The sequence below is a fragment of the Mucilaginibacter gossypii genome, assembly GCF_900100945.1.
GTDB lineage: Bacteria > Bacteroidota > Bacteroidia > Sphingobacteriales > Sphingobacteriaceae > Mucilaginibacter > Mucilaginibacter gossypii.
The window spans coordinates 210,665-226,560 of the sequence record NZ_FNCG01000007.1 but is presented as its reverse complement, the minus strand read 5'-3'; the positions used below and the strand labels follow the sequence as shown (position 1 = coordinate 226,560).

Sequence of the window (15,896 nt, the reverse complement as noted above, 5' to 3'; positions counted from 1 at the left end):
TGTACCCTAAATGATTCTTAAATCGATAAACAAAATGGCAACAACAAAATGGATAATTGACCCGATGCATTCGGAAATTCAATTCAAAGTAAAACACCTGATGATCTCAACTGTAACCGGAAATATTAAAAAGTTTGAGGCTACATTGGAAACAGAGGACGATAATTTTGCAACAGCAAAAGGAAGTTTTTCAGCAGACATAAATTCCATAACAACTTTCAATGAACAACGTGACGGGCATTTGAATAGTGCTGATTTTTTTGATGCAGCTAACCATCCCAAACTAACGTTTGTCACTGAAAGCGTAGAGCAGGCAGATGACGAGAATTATAAAGTGCACGGGACTTTCACTTTACGGGGTGTAAGCAAGAAAATCACACTTAATGCCGAATTCGGTGGTATTAACCAGGATCAAAGGGGTAACACCCGGATGGGATTTTCGTTAACCGGAAAGATCAACAGGAAAGATTTCGATGTCAGTTTTGGCCTGCTTAGCGAAGCGACAAGTGCCGTGGTGAGCAACGAGGTGAAATTGATTGCGAACGTTCAATTTGTGAAACAATAAGATCTTTCCATTTTATTATCAAACCAATAATTATGGAGTGCTAAGGTTTATTCAAATTATTAGCCTTAGCTCCCTTATCTCTAAATGCGATGGATCTACGGGAATTTGAAAAATATACTGACGGATTGCCTGGTCAGGGAAAAAAACTGCCGGTTTTATTTACTTCACATGGCAATCCAATGAATATACCGATGTCAAGGGATGAAAACCCCTTTTGGAATTCGCTCTTTGAATTAGGCAATACGCTGCAACAGCGTTACGATGTAAAAGCAGTGGTTGTGGTCTCCGCTCATTGGTGTACAAGAGGAACATTTGTAAATATCTCCAGGGAACAGGAACAGATCTATGATTATTATGGATTTCCAAAAAAATATTACGATGTAAAATATCACGCACATGGAGCGCCGGAAATTGCACATGAAATAACGAAGATTGTTCCATCAGTTACCGAAACAACCGACTGGGGGCTGGATCATGGTGCATGGCCAATGCTCATGCATCTGATTCCTGATGCGAACATTCCTGTTTTTCAAATGAGCATTGATTATTATGCCAAGCCGGTTTATCATTATGAATTGGGTAAGCAATTAAAATCTTTACGGGAGAAAGGGGTATTGATCATCGGAAGCGGATCGCTCATTCATAATTTGCCATTAGTGCGTCAGAAATTTCAAACAGGCGATATGACCCCTTTCGGTTGGGAAGCGGAATACGATCGCTGGCTGAAAAAACAAATTGACGAAAGAAAAATGGCGTCTTTTATAAATTATGAAACAAGCCATCAGCTTGGAAAACTGGCCGCACCGACTCCGGATCATTTCGTTCCTGCACTTTATAGTTTAGGGCTAATGGATAACAGGGACGAAGTAAAATATTTCTATGAAACTGCATCAAAACTGCCTGCCTTCAGTGATCGCAGTTTTATTATCAGTGATAATTGAGATAAATAAGATAAACAAAGTGGGTCTAAAATTAGCCGCTGCTTTCAAATAAAAGATTTGGATACAAGAAGCATTAATCTGGATACGTGCATTTTATGATCGCAACGCAAATTTGCATTATAAAAGGCGATTCAGCTTGATACCAGTAACATGAAAGGGTTCGATGCTTTTGTAAGCACGCCGACCCAATTAACATCATTTACAGTCAATTAGAAAATTGCAATTCAATATTGCCGGTAGGTGAGTAAAAAAGAAACGCAGCGAGATAAACAATTCATTGATGCTTAACAGATTGGGTAAAGCCCTGTCGCGAAGTCGGAAGGGCTTTACTGTATTCCCGATATTGGGTGTAAACTTTACAGTGCAGGTCTTGAACGCGCCTGTTCATGCCCCTGTTCAAACAATAAAGGTTGGAGGCGACGTGACTCAGCGCCTATATAAAGTCTTTAATTAAGGCTGCCACCTGCCCGGGTTTCTGCAGCATAATTAAGTGACCTGCACCGTTAATAATTGTCATTTCCGACCGGGGTATCAGTGCTTTCACTTCTGCTTCCAGGCGTTGCGGTGGATCAACAAGATCATTCTCCCCGGCAATGATCAGGGTTGGAACGGCGATTTGCGCTACCCCGGCTGAAACGTCTTCCTGCAGGGCGGTGTCTGTCCAGCCTAAACGCGATGATTCATTGTGGCTTTGGATGTCTTTGATCAGTTGTTCCCTGATATCGGGGCCAATATCTCCGGCCTTGAAAACATGGTCAATTGTAGCGTTGATGTTTTCTAATGAGGTATAGGCGCTTCTCATACCTTCCAGTATTTCCGCAGGCGGAATAGTGGGTAAAGATGGAGACGGCGCAACCAGAACCAGTTTTTGCAAACCATCCGGTTTTTGTGCCGCAATATATTGGGCAACCTTACCGCCCATGGAATGCCCGATGAGGATATAATTTTGAAGATCGAGCGCTTTAACAAGTGCAAGGGTATCCTGTGCCAGTTCCGGAATACTGTAGCCGCCCGCCGGCTTATCTGACCTGCCCCATCCCCGGTGGTCATAACTGATGCACTTGAAATCATGCTTCAATATACCGGTTACGCCGTTCCAGGTATCGGCTGAGCCTCCCCAAAAGTGAAGGAACAGTAACGCAGGTTTACCGTGGCCTTCTTCCTTTACATATAGATTGATGTTATTAACAGCATAATACATAGTCACTCCTTTTTTGATGTATGGCACAAAATTCGGTGACTAATCAATAAGCGTAAAGGTAGATTACCGACTTATGATGATACTTTTGCGCCTTTTGGGGGTTCGCTATATCCAAGGCGGAATTCGACAGGTGTCTTACCGCAATGTTTTTTGAAAAACTTATTGAAATTGGTAGGTTCTTCAAAGCCCAGGGACAGTGCAATGGATTTCACTGCTATCCGGTTATGAACCAGCAGTCTTTTGGCTTCAAGGATTACCCGTTCATCAATCACCTGTTTAGGCGTTTTGCCGATCATTGCATTTAGGGCATGGGTCAGCACCTTGTCTGAAACAAAGAGCTTTTCGGTATAATAGCCGACGGTTTTCTCTGTTTTAAAATCAATTTCCAGGAGGCTTTTAAATGCCATGAAAAGATCTGCCTGCGCACCGCGGGAGATGACAGGGATCCCCTGCTTTAGACGCTCCCTTTCTGACAGCAGCAAAAAGCTGCTTAAAAGTTTTTGCAACAGCGCAGGCTGTATACTGTCTGCTTCCACGATAACTTCATTTTCCAGTAACGTCCATAACTCTTTTAGCCTGGGCGTGGCAGCTATGTTAATATGCCCCCCATTACCCAAGAGATCGATGAACAACGGGCTTGTGTTTAGCGCCTGATGGTCCTGTTCTGTTGAACCATAAAAATCCTCCGTAAAAAGTATTATCCGCGAGGTAAAGTCGTTCGTTTGGTCAAAAAACTGAACCGCATCTTTTCTGATGAATAAAAAAGAACCTGGTTTAACGGCTACCGGATTAAAATCGACTATATGGACTGGGGTTCCCTTCTGAAACCAAATAATCAGGTAGAAGGATGCCCGGTGCGGCGCTCTTAAATTCTCTTTGGACCTGGCATCCGCACTGTCTAACGAAAGAATTTCAAATCCAAAGGGGATTTTTTCATCAAAAACTACTTTTCTGATCGGCAGCTTCATTTATAAATTTTAAACATTATTGCTTTAAGCTACATTTCGGTGCCTGAAGCGAAAAGCCAATGAGGGATAGTTATTATACAATTAGCTATTGTACGACTAGTTAGATTACTGGAAACCGAACCTGATTAGTCGGTATTGCATACCGTGCGGCACACACTTGCTGTTCGTTCGTCATTTTGTTTACCGCTGCTATGCATCTCCAGCTCGATTTGCTTTTTCCCCCAATTATGCAAATGAGCGATGAAAGGTATCAATTCCTGTCCGGTCTCGCTAAGCGAATACTCCACTTTAGGAGGAACCTCGTGGTACATCTGCCGGATGATCAATTTATCCTGCTCAAGCTCGCGCAGGGTCTGCGTTAGCATTTTTGTAGTAATGTCAGGAAGCGTCCGGGTCAGTTCTCCGTAGCGAAGTACTTTTTTCATGTCCAGGTACCATAAGATACGGGCTTTATACTTTCCACCTATCCGTTTGAATGCATAATCTACAGCACATAGTTGGGTTTCATTCGTCACCATTTGATCATTTTTCATTTCTTGCAATTGTATAAAATTCTGGTATTCAGCATTGCATACTTTTTGGTATATAAGATACTTAAAAGTACATACTTGTCAAAAGTACCTATTTATCCGACAATTGTATCATCATTAACAAGTCATTAATAGACATGAAATTAAATTAATAATGGAAGAGTTAGTAAATACAAATGATCATACCGGGAGGCTGATGAAAGCAGTAAGGTTACATGAATTTGGCGGGCCGGAAGTACTTCGTTACGAGGATGCACCAATGCCCAAGCTAAAAACCGGTGAGGTGTTGGTAAAAGTTTTCGCATCTGCCCTGAACCCTCCCGACTGGTATCTGCGCGATGGCTATCATTCGCTGCCGCCCGAGTGGCAACCAAAAGGTGATTTTCCAATGATCCTCGGTACTGATATATCAGGGGTTGTAGCCGCTGTTGCAAACGACGTGAAAGACTTTAAGATAGGCGATGAGGTTTATGCTATGGTCCGCTTTTTCAGCATCGGGGAAAGTAAGGGATATGCTCAATATGTGAGCGTACCTGTATCTGATCTTGCAATTAAACCTGCCAGTATTGATCATGTACATACTGCGGGAGCGCCAATGTCGCTGTTGACTGCCTGGCAATTCTTGGTGGAGGTTGGCCATAATCACCCCAACCCATTACAACCTCATCCGCATGTTCCGGTACCGTTGAAAGGCAAGACGGTATTGGTCAATGGCGCGGCAGGGGGTGTTGGTCACTTTGCAGTCCAGGTAGCCAAGCTTCACGGAGCTAAGGTAATAGCAGTAGCGGCCGGGCAGCATGAAACAATTGTACGAAATCTGGGTGCAGACGAATTCATCGACTATACGCAAACACCCGCTGACGAAGTGGTACGGGATATAGATTTGGTGGTGGATACCATTGGCGGGGCATCATCAGGCCGGTTCTTGAAAACGTTAAAACGTGGGGGTGCATTATTCCCGGTTTATCCTTTGGGTTTTGCGGATTATGATGAAGCAGAAAAGCTTGGTATCACCGTATCATCGGTACAAGTCCGTTCCAGCGGGGTACAACTCGCAAAGCTGGCTGAATTATTGAATGACGGAAGTATTAGTGTGCTCATAGACAGTACATTCCCGTTGTCAGCAGCTCGCGAAGCACATGAACGTGCTGCTAAAGGTCATATCCAGGGAAAGATTGTACTCACGGTAGCCTAACATCATGGATATACAAGAATTAGCAGATCGCCTCGAGCTTAGCGCACTGGTTGATCAGATTTCTATACTGGCAGATAAAAAGGATTTTTCTTCGCAAGTTCAGCAATTTACCGAGGATGCCATTACGGAGATGACCGTTGACGGAAAAATCATCATGCAATTACAGGGGCGGCAAGCCATGGCGGAAGCGTTCAAAGAATTCAACAGGAATTTTGAGGTTGCTTTCCATCTCAACGGGCAGCATACGGTTTTTATAAAGAACGAAGATGCCGAGGGTACGTTGTATAGTCAGATAACTACGATCAGCATTGAAAACGGAGTCAAGATAAAGTCGACCATCGGGGCCATTTACCATGATAAATATATACGGGTAAATGGCAAATGGTTGTTATGCGAAAGGAAGGGGGATTTTGTTTGGCAGGACAAAAGGGCTTTGAGTTGACGTTACCGGATATTCCTTCAGATCTATTTCACATACCAGGTTGCGAAGATATATTGATCCGGTCAATCGCTTAATTAAACATCGCCCGGAATTCCAGGGGCGATAACTTGGTCTTGTTCTTGAATAGCTTATTGAACGATTGCGGGTAGCCGAAGCCCAGCCGGTAGGTGCCGGACAGGCGCGGCTATCATTGGCCAACCATCTATATCAAATTGAAATACCTTATCTGTGTCAAATAACCCCAATTTAATACCCTGTTCATTTTTCTTTACTGATCCTGCAGTGATCAGTAAAAGTGCTGAACAAAGTTTCGGTCCGCTTAGCGCGGACCATTCAGGCTGACATCCAAATTCAGCGTTGCCGCGGTTTTAAGCATGTCTTTGAAAATGAAAAACTAAAGAAAATTGAATATTACACTTATCACAGGACGCTGGGAAAGATTGTACTGAGAGGTGGAAGGCGGTTCTTGATGCCTCCAATGACAAAGCCCGGCGCCGACCGGGCTTTGTTGTTTATCAACCTAAGTTTTCCTTAAAATTCCATCAGCTTGCCCAACCATTATCCTGGTGCCTTTCTCTTTGATCTTTTCACCTCATGCTTTGGCTCCGCCCCTGAAAAGCAGGGTAAGTTGCTGATTCGGATAACAGATAGAATCTTACATTTCTAAAAAATATCCGTGCTTTTTATTTAGCAAAGATGGCTGGGATGACTATGGCCATTATATACTTTAGATGTTGCCGGTTATAGTGCCTCTTACAATCCTGTTGATCTGGGTAACATTAAAAAATTATTCGCTCTTTAGGCTCTTTACCGGATTGGTCAACGCCGCCTTGATCGCCTTTGAGCCGACAGTAACCCAGGCAATAAAAACGGAGCTGGCGATGGCTATCACAAATACGCCGGGTCCTATCTGAATGCGGTAGGTATAATCCTGCAGCCATTTTTCCATGCAGTAATAGCCGATCGGCGCAGCGACGGCAAAGGCAATTAGAATGAGCACTGTGAATTCTTTATAAAACAAAAAGACGATATTGATCACCGAAGCGCCCAGTGTTTTACGGATGCCGACTTCCTTGATTCGTTGTACCGCCATGAACGAAACCAAACCATAGAGGCCAAGGCAAGATATAAAAATGGCAACCGATGCGAAGATCTCATACAGCACCGCAAGCGCATTTTCCTTTTTATAAAAATTGGCGATGGTCTGGTCCAGGAACTGATACTCATAGACTCCAGCAGGATAAGTTTTGTTCCATAGCCGTTCAATAGTTGAAAGCGTTTGATCAACATGCTGCAGATCGATCTTGACGTTAAGTTTTGCGTACTGATTCAAAGAAGCGCCCATCAAAACCGGTGGGATGGCATTTTGCAAAGATTTGATATGGTAGTCTTTAACAACGCCGGTGATCGGGGCGTAGAGATCCTTGCGGTCCCAAAGCATAATATATTTGCCAATGACCAGTTTCGGATCGGAGATGCCGAGTTGCCGAACCAGCGCTTCATTGACCACGTAGCCTTTTACCACATCGCCTTGCGGATATGGCCCGCCGGCAACAAATTGCATTTCGTATAATTTGAAATACTCCCGGTCTGCCCATTTTAAGTTAACCGCGAAATTTGCCGGTTTGGCAGCGTTGTCGTACTTGATATCCGTAGCCCAACCGCTCTTATCAGATGGCCCGAACAAACTCAGGCTGACATTTTTGATGCCGGATTGCGTGAGCAGCTCATTCTTCAGGCTGTTTAATTTCAATCGGCTCAAACTGTCTGCAGGAACCGGGACAGTGATCACTGCGTCTTTATTGAACCCCAGCGGTTTGTTTTGAAAATAGTCCATTTGACGCAGCAGGACCAGTGTTCCGATCACCAAAAACTGAGCGATGCAAAATTGTGCAAGTACCAATACCCTGCGGAGCGACATACCGCTGGCCCTGCCGGCGGTCACCTGGTTACGCATTGCTGCGACGGGATTGAAACCGGAAAGTACAAAGGCCGGATAAAGCCCGGCGACCAGCGTAACGGCGGCAATGACGCCCAACAAAAACATGATGATAGCAGGATCATTTAGAAAAGAACGGCGTAATTCAGTATCCAGCAAGTTATTGAACATCGGCACAGCCAGTACCGCCATCACGACGGCCAACGATACCGCCAGGGTGGTAATGATCAAAGTCTCACTCATATATTGCAGAACGAGTTGCAGCCGGCTGCTGCCCATTACCTTTCGCACCCCCACTTCTTTTGAACGGTTGACCGCCTGCGCGGTAGCCAGATTGATAAAATTAACACAGCCGATCAGCAACAGAAAGCATCCGATCAGGCCGATCACATTGATCAGCTGCCTGCTGAAAGGATGTCCGCTGTAAACGGTCGTGTCGGTATTGTAGTGTATATCGCTTAATGGCTGCAATTGGTAGCTTTCACCTTTTTGCGGCGTTGCGGGCAAGTGGCGCTTTGCAAAAGCAAGCAGGTCTTGATTAAACCGTTCGGCCGTTAAACCGGGTGGCAAAACCACATAACAGTTCTTCGCCCCAAAGGTACTGACCCAGTCTTGCTGGCTATCATAAAGTTCTCCCCCAGCCACCGTTAATGTCGCCCATGAAACGGCTAATTTCATCGGGATGTCAGTGTTGACCGGTGTATCATCAAATATCCCGGTGACTTGCAGGTCGCGCGCATTTTCGAACTTCACCGTTTTGCCCATGGCAGTCCGCCAATCGCCGAAAAATTTATTCGCCTCCTGGCGGGACAGCACAATGGTATTTGGCGCCGAAAGCGCGGTGTTTCGATCACCCGCCAGCCACTTGAAATCGAACACGCCGAAGAATTCCGGATCGGCGTAATAAGCCAGCGGCTCCCTGAACTTTCGGGCAACGCCGGTATGTTGCAGGTCATCCACGGTGTAGTGCGAATTAGAATTTTGCATGATATTGGCCACCTGCTCCAGTTGCGGGAAATCGAGTTTCAAAGCTTCGGTTATCGGCAACGGTGTGCCAACGCCGGCATGCACCCCGCCAGGCCCGTTGCTGATCGTGACCACCCGGTTGATCCGGTCACGCTTTTGGTGGTAATCGTCAAAGCTCGTTTCATATTTAATGACCAGGAATATCAGCAGGCAGGCTGCAATACCAACGGATAATCCGGTAATGTTGATCGTCGTGTAGATCTTGTTTCGCTTTAAATTACGCCAGGCGATTTTTAAATTATTTTTCAACATGAGTTTTCGCTTTAATTCCAGTTCAGCCTGAATCGTGGCTGTTTTATGACCCGAAGGTCGGACAGCGAAGTGTCCTGTTCGTCCCAGGTTATAAGTTGGGCGCTTATTTTTTAATTCGTTTTTATATTCTGCGGGACTTTGTCCTGTCATTTCCCGGAATGCCCGGTTGAAAGTGGATTTAGAGTTAAAACCAGATTCATAAGCAATGCCGAGCAAGGTCAGGTGGTCATAATTTCTGTCCTGCATTTTTCGCATAACGTCATTGATCCGGTATTCATTGATCAACTCATTGAAACTCTTTTTGAATACCGCGTTAATGATCCTGGAAAGTTCATTAGGATGAACATCCATTTTTTCAGCCAGCGACCGGAGGTCCAGTTCCGGGTCCCGGTAGTAGTGTTCCAGCTTCAAAGCTGCTTTCAATTGGCCACCCTTACGTCTCAGATCAGCATTCAAGTTAAGCTTTATAGCTGAGGTTCCTGGTACATCCAAATTTCCTTGTGTCCGAATAAAAGTCCGGAAGGCGAGCCAGATCAACAACATGGCTGACAGCAGGTACAAGAAGTGTTCAATAGCGGATAGTACCGGATTTTTGATTATTACATAGTGTCCGGTCCCTAAAATTAACAAGAGCAGCCAGACTGCGCCTAACACTATTAAAGGCCGGCGAAGCCATTCCATTTCGTTCCTGTTACGGTCACCCTCGATAAAGGTTCGGCTATGGTACATGGCCACTATTTCCCGATGAGCCGCTAACAGGTAAAGCAGGACTGAAACCGGGGAGAACGCGCTTAGCCATGTCGCTTTCGCGGGATAGCATAACGGAATGCCTAAAGTGATGAGCAAGGGAAGGAAATGCCATGTGTGCATTGATGTAAGCTTTTCAAGTGGCCGGCATTTCTTCAATACTTGAAAGTAGATCAGGGGGCCTAAACCCAGGAGGCTGTCTGGCAGATCAACAGGGAACCTGCCTTTTATAGCCACGATGCGCACAAGGGAAAATTGCATCAAGACCAGGGCCAATGCTAATGGCCAGCCATTCTTCCTCGGGCTTCTTTTATCAACAACCAGAAGTGCAGCCATACCCAGGCTGCTATAGATCGCTCCCAGGTAAGCTACCTCAGTAATGCCGATCTTTATTGTAAAGTTTTCCAATAAAAAGTTTGCAACAATACGCATTCCATGGGTGAATATCATTGAAAATTAATTATTTATGACAAGGTAGCAAAAGCAGGTTGTAACGAAAACGGACGATTGGTGTTCGATTCCGGCAACTTCTGAATTCAATTGGGATTGAACTATTACGTAAGTGTTCAGCTCTTTAAATAGATCATCGGTGTTCACCAGTTCAACCAGCGTTATGCATCTTTTCTAATTGAGCGCAGCAAAATAACCAGAAAGTGGCCCTTTTTTGGTCGGCGCAGGGACGGCTTCAACGGCTTAAGTTCCCAAGGGTAAAGCAGAATGCTTTATTATGCCGTAGCCTTTTATAAAAGGCTTACGAGATAGAAGCGGCAAAATTTGCGATGCTTTGGAAGGCAAGAAAAAAGTAGGCTGGTGAGGGGAAAAACAAAGGGCGAAATACGAAGAACGGTACTGCCTCGCTTTTCGCTGAACATAAGGGGAAGTGAAAGCATTGACAAATAGCCTCAGGATTACTTTTACGCAGGTTGAGCATTACGAACGGCTATCGGGGCGCTGTACTTTTCTTCATGATAAAAACAATACCTGTTGTGCCGCCTGTTCCCGAATAGGCCTCCGTGTATCCGAGCGTTTGGACGAGTTCGAATTTGTTTTGAACCATAAAATTTAAAATAGCAGCATAGGACTTTTTCCCTGTCAGCTTTTCGGAATATTCCTTTCCGGCCTTTAACTGCTCCGGAGTATCCCCAAAATCAACATCCACTTTTAGTTTTTTCGAAAGTAATTTACCTTCAATTTGAATATAAGCATAGGTGGACATCGCATTTCGCGCAATATTTGCAAGACTATCAGATGGCAGCTCCTGAGAAGATGCTTTTATCTAGAGTATCGTCAAAAATAAGATGGACAGTATAAGCCTCATGATTGATTAAAAAAGTTCCGGTTTAACTCAGTTTTTCAGATTATCACCTAATTTAAAACATTTTTAAAGTTATGCCGATGATGCCGGTGAATTTTTCCAGGTAATATTGGATCGTCTTTAACTTAAAGTCTTCCCAGTAGCCTGACAAAGGAAACAGGACCGGGTCCATGGCATCAAGTTTATCCAGGACAAAGCCCTGGGCATCCTGTTGTTGTTCGGCGGCTAACCTCAGCTTCTCCTCATGGATAATCCCTGGAAATTTCGACAGAAATAACAATTGTACGGAAACCTTGTCCCGAATATTCAATCTTGGAATTTCAACGATTTCAGATGTTTCAGCGTCGATGCCTGCTAACCGTTCTACAAGGCGTTCGGAGGCCGGAGCAGTCAGCGGGAGGTCGACCATATCAAATAAAACACCGGACCTTTCCGTAAAGAATTTTTTGGTATGGGCATCGTAATAATATTGTTCTGCCGACGCTACCGGGGCAGTCATGGCATGGTTAAGCCAATAGAGGTTAAAACGTTCAATGTCGGTCATCGCCCGCTAAGTTAGCCATTTTATTAAAGGGAGGCGAAATGCGACTGCCTTTCGGGAGCGATGTGTTCAGCAAATTTTTCCAAAATTAGTTGGTAAAACGTTTTATTAAATGAGAAAAACATACAAAGTATAGCGTTGCTGTACATAGGTGAACGCCGATGGGCAAGATATGGTTGTTAAAAAACGTTAAATCTGTTGACCATCTTTTCATTCTCACCTAATTTTAGATAAGTGATAAAAAAATGGATTGCTATGAAAACTATCGTATTAAGCAGCTTTATCGTTCTCGGTATTTGTTCAGGTTTTGATTTCAAAACCTATACCAAACGAATAGAACCTGCCAATACCATTTATGGCTATTGGACGGAGAAAGATCCGGTTGCGGACTCGTTAAAAAATTTTCAGATCGCCTTTTTTCCCGGCGGCAAGATAAGCGTAACCAGGAAACTACATTGTTATACCGGCTATTTTAAGATCCGTGATCAACAGGCCAATTACATCACCGGAAGGATCACCATAGGAGAAAAATATCCTTTTACAGCTACTTTTTTAAGCCCGGATAAAATTAAACTGGCCATTAATTCTAGGGATTCCCTGGAAGTACGCTATATAATAAAAACGAAGGCCGTCAAGGCGGGCTTTCAGTTAATAGATGCCAAAGGCAAAACCGCAACATAAAAGGGAATGGCTTACAACAGACCGTTTAAATAGTGTTAAATAACTGAAGCTGAACGAATATAGTCAAAGGAGAAGTACCCTGGCGTTGATTGCCGCCCGCCACAGTTAATTTCGGAGCCGTTCTCTACTTTAAGGCGTAAGTTCTTTCAGGAGAAACGCCGCTTTCAGGACCTGCTTGATCAAGGCGAAGCCGTTGTTCCCGTTGGTAAAAATGGCCATTCCACGGCGGGGCCCGCCGGGCATTTTTTCTGCCTGCGGCGTTACCATTTCCCTGAACAGTTCAGCCGGCAAAGCCTGTTCATTCGTGACGGCAGGCGCGAACCTGGAATAGTCGTGATTGGTTTGTATCGGCTTCAATGCTAAAAGCTCGCCAAATAATGGCAACCAACCGCGGAGCGGGTATCAGCGTTAACACAGGCCTGTCTTACAGCCGTTTTTTTAGTTGATCTTCAAATAAATTCGTTTGGTTTAAACCTGGGGTGGTTTCCTCGAACGGATATTTTCCTTTGATATGCCGGTTGAACCAGATACCCTTGACCATGGTGGAGCGCATCTCCTTAAATACTTTTTCAGGCACGCAGAGGTAATGATAGACCTTGCCGGAGTGACAGACGATTTCCAGTGTTTCGCTGGCGGCATCATAGCTGTAAGATTTGATGACTGCAGAGGGCATGATTACTTTTCGTTTTCAGGTATTTCTTCCGGGTGCTCTTCGAAATATTGCCGTGCCCGTTTCAACCCGGTGGCGATAGCGATGCCTTCGTCGCCGCTTTCTTTAATGATCTCGTTAGCGATCTCTACCGCTTTTTCCCGCAGGTATTTCGGCTAGATGGCGGGTAGTCGCCGTTATACCAGGGCATATTTCCTCCTTCTTTAATTTTTCCATTGTTTGATCACTTCGCCCGTCAGCGGATCTGTTTTGGGCGAGGGTACGGCTGCGATATGCTTATCGGTTCCTGGCCTTTCACCGGGTTTGCCGTAATTCATATCGTAATCTTTACCGTCCGGGTAAGCGCCGACCACGCCAACATCATTTTCTTCATCGAGATTTTTGTGGGCTACACCGGCCGGAATGATCAGTACGTCGCCTTTCTCTAAGAGGATGACGGGACCGGCATCATTACCTAATTGAACGCGGGCTTTGCCCGAATAAATGCCAAGCACTTCATGGGTGACGCTGTGGTAATGGTGATAGGTAAAAATGCCCGCATCCCAGCTATTGCTCCATCCGTTTGCCGCAAACAGCTTGCTGACATGCGTGGCCGGAAACAAAAATGGGATGTCCAAAGCGCCTTTATACAACAGCGCCGGCAGCCTGTTTCCGGGAAACACACCATCGTCACCGATCAGTAATTCCTGCTTTTCCAATTCGTTGTTCATACACACCAGTTCTTTTCTCGGTAAACGATAAAAACCGATTCTTGTTTCAACCGGTCCTTCAACAAAGCAGCTAACGACCTGAGCGTATTTTTCACCTCTTTGTTGCTGCGCTTCATATCTTTTGGTTCAGAAAGCTCACCGGTAAAGATAGCGGTGGGCGATGCGCTGATGGCGTCGTTCGCCGGAAAAAACAAGGTGCCTTGTTGTAAAAGCCCCGTTACGATGGGCTCTTCTTTCCGCAGGCGTTCTGTGAGCCAATCTTTAATGATGCGTTCGGCAGTGCTGATGCGGTGAATTTTTGCACCGGGTGCGTAGCCTTCCTGCATACTGAACGTGATCTTGTAGCTTTTCTTTTTCATATTTTGCCCTTATTGTCCCAGTGGCCTTTCGCCTGCCTGGCGAAGCGTTCGCCTTTGATCTTACCCTGGCCGTCTTTTTTGCCGATGAATAACAAAACAGGCTGGCCCGTTTCATCGGTTTTAAAGGCCAGGTCATAGCGTTGAAAAACCATTTCTGTCAACTTAGACGATGTATATTGTTTATCAAGCAGGGCTAAAAGCTGCGGGCCGGGTTTCATATTTTCTGCTGCTTTAAAATATCCAATGTGCGCTGATCACGTTCGCCCTGATAAAATTTATCTAATACCTGCCCGAATACCGGAAAAGTAGCCGGCACGGCGTCAAATAAGGTCATACTTGATCTGAGCTTGAGGTGGTCGGGGTCCCCGAAAACTTCAAAAGCGTCATTGGTGGGCAGTTCCAGCAGGGCTTTGCAGATCTTAAGGAGTCGCGGGCCCAGGGTTTCGTCAAATAAAAAGTCGGTAGCTTCCTGAATGTTTTGAATAGCGTAATGTTTCGAGATTTCGGTCATGCCTAAGCCGGCGAGCTGCGGAAAGATATACCACATCCAGTGGCTGCGCTTGCGGCCGCTTTTGATCTCGGCCAGCGCTGTTTCGTAATCATTGCGCTGTGCGTCCAGGAAACGCTTTAAATGCTGTTTGGTGTCCATGGTTTAATTGGTTTAAATATCATGCCAGTTCGATCCACACCGGCGCGTGGTCGCTGCTGTGTTCCCAGCCGCGTACATGTTTGTCTACCTGTGCGGTCCTTAAACGCGGCGCGATATGTTTATTTAACAGAAAATGATCCAGCCGTAGCCCGGCATTCCGGCCGTAAGCATTGCGCAGGTAATCCCAAAAGGTATAGATACGTTCGTGGGGATATAGATCGCGGATGGCGTCGGTCCAGCCCTGATCCACCAATTTCTTAAAAGCTTCGCGGCTTTCGGGCCGGAACAGCGCGTTCTCCAGATATTTTGCGGGTTTATAGGTATCCAGTTCGGTAGGCATCACATTGTAATCGCCGACCAGTAGTACCGGCAATTCGCGGTTGACCAATCCTTTTGCGTGATCAGCCAGACGTCTGAACCAGCGTAATTTGTAGTCGAATTTAGGGCCCGGCCAGGGATTGCCGTTCGGCAAATAGATACAGCCGATGACCACGTCATCGACGAACGCTTCGATATAGCGGCTATGGGTAAACTCATCGTCGTCGCCAGGCAGATCGCGGTGCAGTTCACGTATCTCGTTTTTGGCAAGAATGGCTACGCCATTCCAGCTTTTCTGGCCCTGCCAGATCGCGTTGTAGCCCGCATCTTTTAAAGCGCTTTCGGGGAAACTATGCTGTTCACGTTTGAGCTCCTGCAAACAGACAATATCCGGCTGAGCTTCCCGGAGCCAACGCAGCAAATGCTCCAGGCGGCCGTTGATGCCGTTGATATTATACGTCGCGATCTTCATTACGGTGCGCCCTGCAATTCCTGGTTATCATCCTGCTTTCTCGGCTCATGCTTAGCCGCATCGGTATCACGCGGAATTGCGGCGGGAGCGTCATCGCCTTGCTGTTCGATCGCCTGGTTTACTTCATTGCCGCTTTCCAAATCATCACCGATCTCATCGGTTTGTTCCTTGTTTTTTTCTGGTGTGTTCATTTTCTAATATGATTTGCCATTGGTTATCATCATTGAGCATATAACCTAAACCGTCGCTCATTTCATGCACTTCTTTCCGGTATTTCTCGCTATAGCGGGTATGCAGTTCATATACCGGGCCGCCATTCTCGCGTTTTAAAAAGAAAAGCAGCGAAGCCATGTTCGCTGCTATCGGCATCGCCCT

At 45.5% G+C, this 15,896-nt stretch carries 20 protein-coding genes; 5 read left to right on the top strand and 15 right to left on the bottom strand.

Annotation, left to right across the window (positions count from 1 at the left end):
- Positions 1–34: 34 nt before the first annotated feature.
- Both BLS28_RS15410 and BLS28_RS15405 read left to right on the top strand, forming a co-directional pair.
- Entirely contained in the window at positions 35–565 is a 531-nt protein-coding gene (locus tag BLS28_RS15410) for a YceI family protein (RefSeq protein WP_091169087.1), read from the top strand.
- A gap of 89 nt (positions 566–654) precedes the next feature.
- Entirely contained in the window at positions 655–1,506 is an 852-nt protein-coding gene (locus BLS28_RS15405; protein ID WP_091168902.1) for a dioxygenase family protein, read from the top strand.
- Positions 1,507–1,939: 433 nt separating this feature from the next.
- Here BLS28_RS15405 and BLS28_RS15400 read toward each other — a convergent pair whose 3' ends face one another.
- From BLS28_RS15400 to BLS28_RS15390, 3 genes are all read right to left on the bottom strand, one after another.
- Positions 1,940–2,707, bottom strand: coding sequence for an alpha/beta fold hydrolase (locus BLS28_RS15400; RefSeq protein WP_091168898.1), 768 nt, complete (start codon positions 2,705–2,707; stop codon positions 1,940–1,942).
- A 71-nt stretch (positions 2,708–2,778) separates the two neighbouring features.
- Positions 2,779–3,675, bottom strand: a complete 897-nt coding sequence (locus BLS28_RS15395; protein ID WP_091168895.1) for a helix-turn-helix domain-containing protein — start codon at positions 3,673–3,675, stop codon at positions 2,779–2,781.
- A 125-nt stretch (positions 3,676–3,800) separates the two neighbouring features.
- Positions 3,801–4,208: a winged helix-turn-helix transcriptional regulator gene (locus BLS28_RS15390; protein ID WP_091168890.1), complete on the bottom strand. Its 408-nt coding sequence runs from the start codon at positions 4,206–4,208 to the stop codon at positions 3,801–3,803.
- 151 nt (positions 4,209–4,359) lie between these two features.
- On the opposite strand from BLS28_RS15390, the gene BLS28_RS15385 reads away from it, so the two are divergent.
- Together BLS28_RS15385 and BLS28_RS15380 are read left to right on the top strand one after the other, a co-directional pair.
- Entirely contained in the window at positions 4,360–5,400 is a 1,041-nt protein-coding gene (locus BLS28_RS15385; protein ID WP_091168886.1) for an NADP-dependent oxidoreductase, read from the top strand.
- Positions 5,401–5,404: 4 nt separating this feature from the next.
- Positions 5,405–5,842 carry a nuclear transport factor 2 family protein gene (locus BLS28_RS15380; protein WP_091168882.1) on the top strand — a complete coding sequence of 146 codons (438 nt, stop codon included), beginning with the start codon at positions 5,405–5,407 and terminating at the stop codon, positions 5,840–5,842.
- A 787-nt stretch (positions 5,843–6,629) separates the two neighbouring features.
- Here BLS28_RS15380 and BLS28_RS15370 read toward each other — a convergent pair.
- The 3 genes from BLS28_RS15370 to BLS28_RS15360 all read right to left on the bottom strand — a co-directional run bounded on the left by BLS28_RS15370 (position 6,630) and on the right by BLS28_RS15360 (position 11,665).
- Positions 6,630–10,256, bottom strand: coding sequence for an ABC transporter permease (locus tag BLS28_RS15370; protein WP_091168875.1), 3,627 nt, complete (start codon positions 10,254–10,256; stop codon positions 6,630–6,632).
- Between the two features lie 490 nt (positions 10,257–10,746).
- Positions 10,747–11,022, bottom strand: coding sequence for a hypothetical protein (locus tag BLS28_RS15365; protein ID WP_091168872.1), 276 nt, complete (start codon positions 11,020–11,022; stop codon positions 10,747–10,749).
- Between the two features lie 154 nt (positions 11,023–11,176).
- A complete protein-coding gene (locus BLS28_RS15360; RefSeq protein ID WP_091168868.1) occupies positions 11,177–11,665 on the bottom strand; it encodes a hypothetical protein in 489 nt (162 codons plus the stop codon).
- Positions 11,666–11,917: 252 nt separating this feature from the next.
- Between BLS28_RS15360 and BLS28_RS15355 the strand changes: the two genes are divergently transcribed.
- On the top strand, positions 11,918–12,343 hold the full coding sequence (locus BLS28_RS15355; RefSeq protein ID WP_091168865.1) for a hypothetical protein: 426 nt from the start codon (positions 11,918–11,920) through the stop codon (positions 12,341–12,343).
- Positions 12,344–12,472: 129 nt separating this feature from the next.
- On the opposite strand, the gene BLS28_RS15350 is transcribed toward BLS28_RS15355, so the two are convergent.
- The 9 genes from BLS28_RS15350 to BLS28_RS15305 form a co-directional block, all read right to left on the bottom strand.
- A complete protein-coding gene (locus BLS28_RS15350) occupies positions 12,473–12,727 on the bottom strand; it encodes a hypothetical protein (RefSeq protein WP_091168861.1) in 255 nt (84 codons plus the stop codon).
- Positions 12,728–12,767: 40 nt separating this feature from the next.
- Positions 12,768–13,016 (bottom strand): KTSC domain-containing protein, encoded by a 249-nt coding sequence (locus tag BLS28_RS15345; RefSeq protein ID WP_091168858.1) that lies wholly within the window; start codon positions 13,014–13,016, stop codon positions 12,768–12,770.
- 200 nt (positions 13,017–13,216) lie between these two features.
- Positions 13,217–13,723 (bottom strand): hypothetical protein, encoded by a 507-nt coding sequence (locus tag BLS28_RS15335; RefSeq protein WP_091168855.1) that lies wholly within the window; start codon positions 13,721–13,723, stop codon positions 13,217–13,219.
- Entirely contained in the window at positions 13,720–14,082 is a 363-nt protein-coding gene (locus BLS28_RS15330) for a hypothetical protein (protein WP_091168852.1), read from the bottom strand. The genes BLS28_RS15335 and BLS28_RS15330 overlap by 4 nt, the downstream gene beginning before the upstream one ends.
- Positions 14,079–14,300 carry a hypothetical protein gene (locus BLS28_RS15325; protein ID WP_091168850.1) on the bottom strand — a complete coding sequence of 74 codons (222 nt, stop codon included), beginning with the start codon at positions 14,298–14,300 and terminating at the stop codon, positions 14,079–14,081. The genes BLS28_RS15330 and BLS28_RS15325 overlap by 4 nt, the downstream gene beginning before the upstream one ends.
- On the bottom strand, positions 14,297–14,731 hold the full coding sequence (locus BLS28_RS15320; protein ID WP_091168847.1) for a DUF1810 domain-containing protein: 435 nt from the start codon (positions 14,729–14,731) through the stop codon (positions 14,297–14,299). Before BLS28_RS15320 ends, BLS28_RS15325 begins: the two co-directional genes overlap by 4 nt.
- Before the next feature lie 19 nt (positions 14,732–14,750).
- The gene (xth, locus tag BLS28_RS15315; protein WP_091168843.1) at positions 14,751–15,521 is read right to left on the bottom strand and encodes an exodeoxyribonuclease III; all 771 of its coding nucleotides are present in this window, start codon (positions 15,519–15,521) and stop codon (positions 14,751–14,753) included.
- The gene (locus BLS28_RS15310) at positions 15,521–15,712 is read right to left on the bottom strand and encodes a hypothetical protein (protein ID WP_091168840.1); all 192 of its coding nucleotides are present in this window, start codon (positions 15,710–15,712) and stop codon (positions 15,521–15,523) included. The genes xth and BLS28_RS15310 overlap by 1 nt, the downstream gene beginning before the upstream one ends.
- Positions 15,675–15,890: a hypothetical protein gene (locus BLS28_RS15305; RefSeq protein ID WP_143020779.1), complete on the bottom strand. Its 216-nt coding sequence runs from the start codon at positions 15,888–15,890 to the stop codon at positions 15,675–15,677. Before BLS28_RS15305 ends, BLS28_RS15310 begins: the two co-directional genes overlap by 38 nt.
- Positions 15,891–15,896 lie beyond the last annotated feature (6 nt).

Bases quoted from the DNA above. Each gene is read 5' to 3' on its own strand.
- BLS28_RS15410 (WP_091169087.1), top strand. From the start codon at position 35: ATGGCAACAACAAAATGGATAATTGACCCGATGCATTCGGAAATTCAA.
- BLS28_RS15405 (WP_091168902.1), top strand. From the start codon at position 655: ATGGATCTACGGGAATTTGAAAAATATACTGACGGATTGCCTGGTCAG.
- BLS28_RS15400 (WP_091168898.1), bottom strand. From the start codon at position 2,707: ATGTATTATGCTGTTAATAACATCAATCTATATGTAAAGGAAGAAGGC.
- BLS28_RS15395 (WP_091168895.1), bottom strand. From the start codon at position 3,675: ATGAAGCTGCCGATCAGAAAAGTAGTTTTTGATGAAAAAATCCCCTTT.
- BLS28_RS15390 (WP_091168890.1), bottom strand. From the start codon at position 4,208: ATGAAAAATGATCAAATGGTGACGAATGAAACCCAACTATGTGCTGTA.
- BLS28_RS15385 (WP_091168886.1), top strand. From the start codon at position 4,360: ATGGAAGAGTTAGTAAATACAAATGATCATACCGGGAGGCTGATGAAA.
- BLS28_RS15380 (WP_091168882.1), top strand. From the start codon at position 5,405: ATGGATATACAAGAATTAGCAGATCGCCTCGAGCTTAGCGCACTGGTT.
- BLS28_RS15370 (WP_091168875.1), bottom strand. From the start codon at position 10,256: ATGATATTCACCCATGGAATGCGTATTGTTGCAAACTTTTTATTGGAA.
- BLS28_RS15365 (WP_091168872.1), bottom strand. From the start codon at position 11,022: ATGTCCACCTATGCTTATATTCAAATTGAAGGTAAATTACTTTCGAAA.
- BLS28_RS15360 (WP_091168868.1), bottom strand. From the start codon at position 11,665: ATGACCGACATTGAACGTTTTAACCTCTATTGGCTTAACCATGCCATG.
- BLS28_RS15355 (WP_091168865.1), top strand. From the start codon at position 11,918: ATGAAAACTATCGTATTAAGCAGCTTTATCGTTCTCGGTATTTGTTCA.
- BLS28_RS15345 (WP_091168858.1), bottom strand. From the start codon at position 13,016: ATGCCCTCTGCAGTCATCAAATCTTACAGCTATGATGCCGCCAGCGAA.
- BLS28_RS15335 (WP_091168855.1), bottom strand. From the start codon at position 13,723: ATGAACAACGAATTGGAAAAGCAGGAATTACTGATCGGTGACGATGGT.
- BLS28_RS15330 (WP_091168852.1), bottom strand. From the start codon at position 14,082: ATGAAAAAGAAAAGCTACAAGATCACGTTCAGTATGCAGGAAGGCTAC.
- BLS28_RS15325 (WP_091168850.1), bottom strand. From the start codon at position 14,300: ATGAAACCCGGCCCGCAGCTTTTAGCCCTGCTTGATAAACAATATACA.
- BLS28_RS15320 (WP_091168847.1), bottom strand. From the start codon at position 14,731: ATGGACACCAAACAGCATTTAAAGCGTTTCCTGGACGCACAGCGCAAT.
- xth (WP_091168843.1), bottom strand. From the start codon at position 15,521: ATGAAGATCGCGACGTATAATATCAACGGCATCAACGGCCGCCTGGAG.
- BLS28_RS15310 (WP_091168840.1), bottom strand. From the start codon at position 15,712: ATGAACACACCAGAAAAAAACAAGGAACAAACCGATGAGATCGGTGAT.
- BLS28_RS15305 (WP_143020779.1), bottom strand. From the start codon at position 15,890: ATGCCGATAGCAGCGAACATGGCTTCGCTGCTTTTCTTTTTAAAACGC.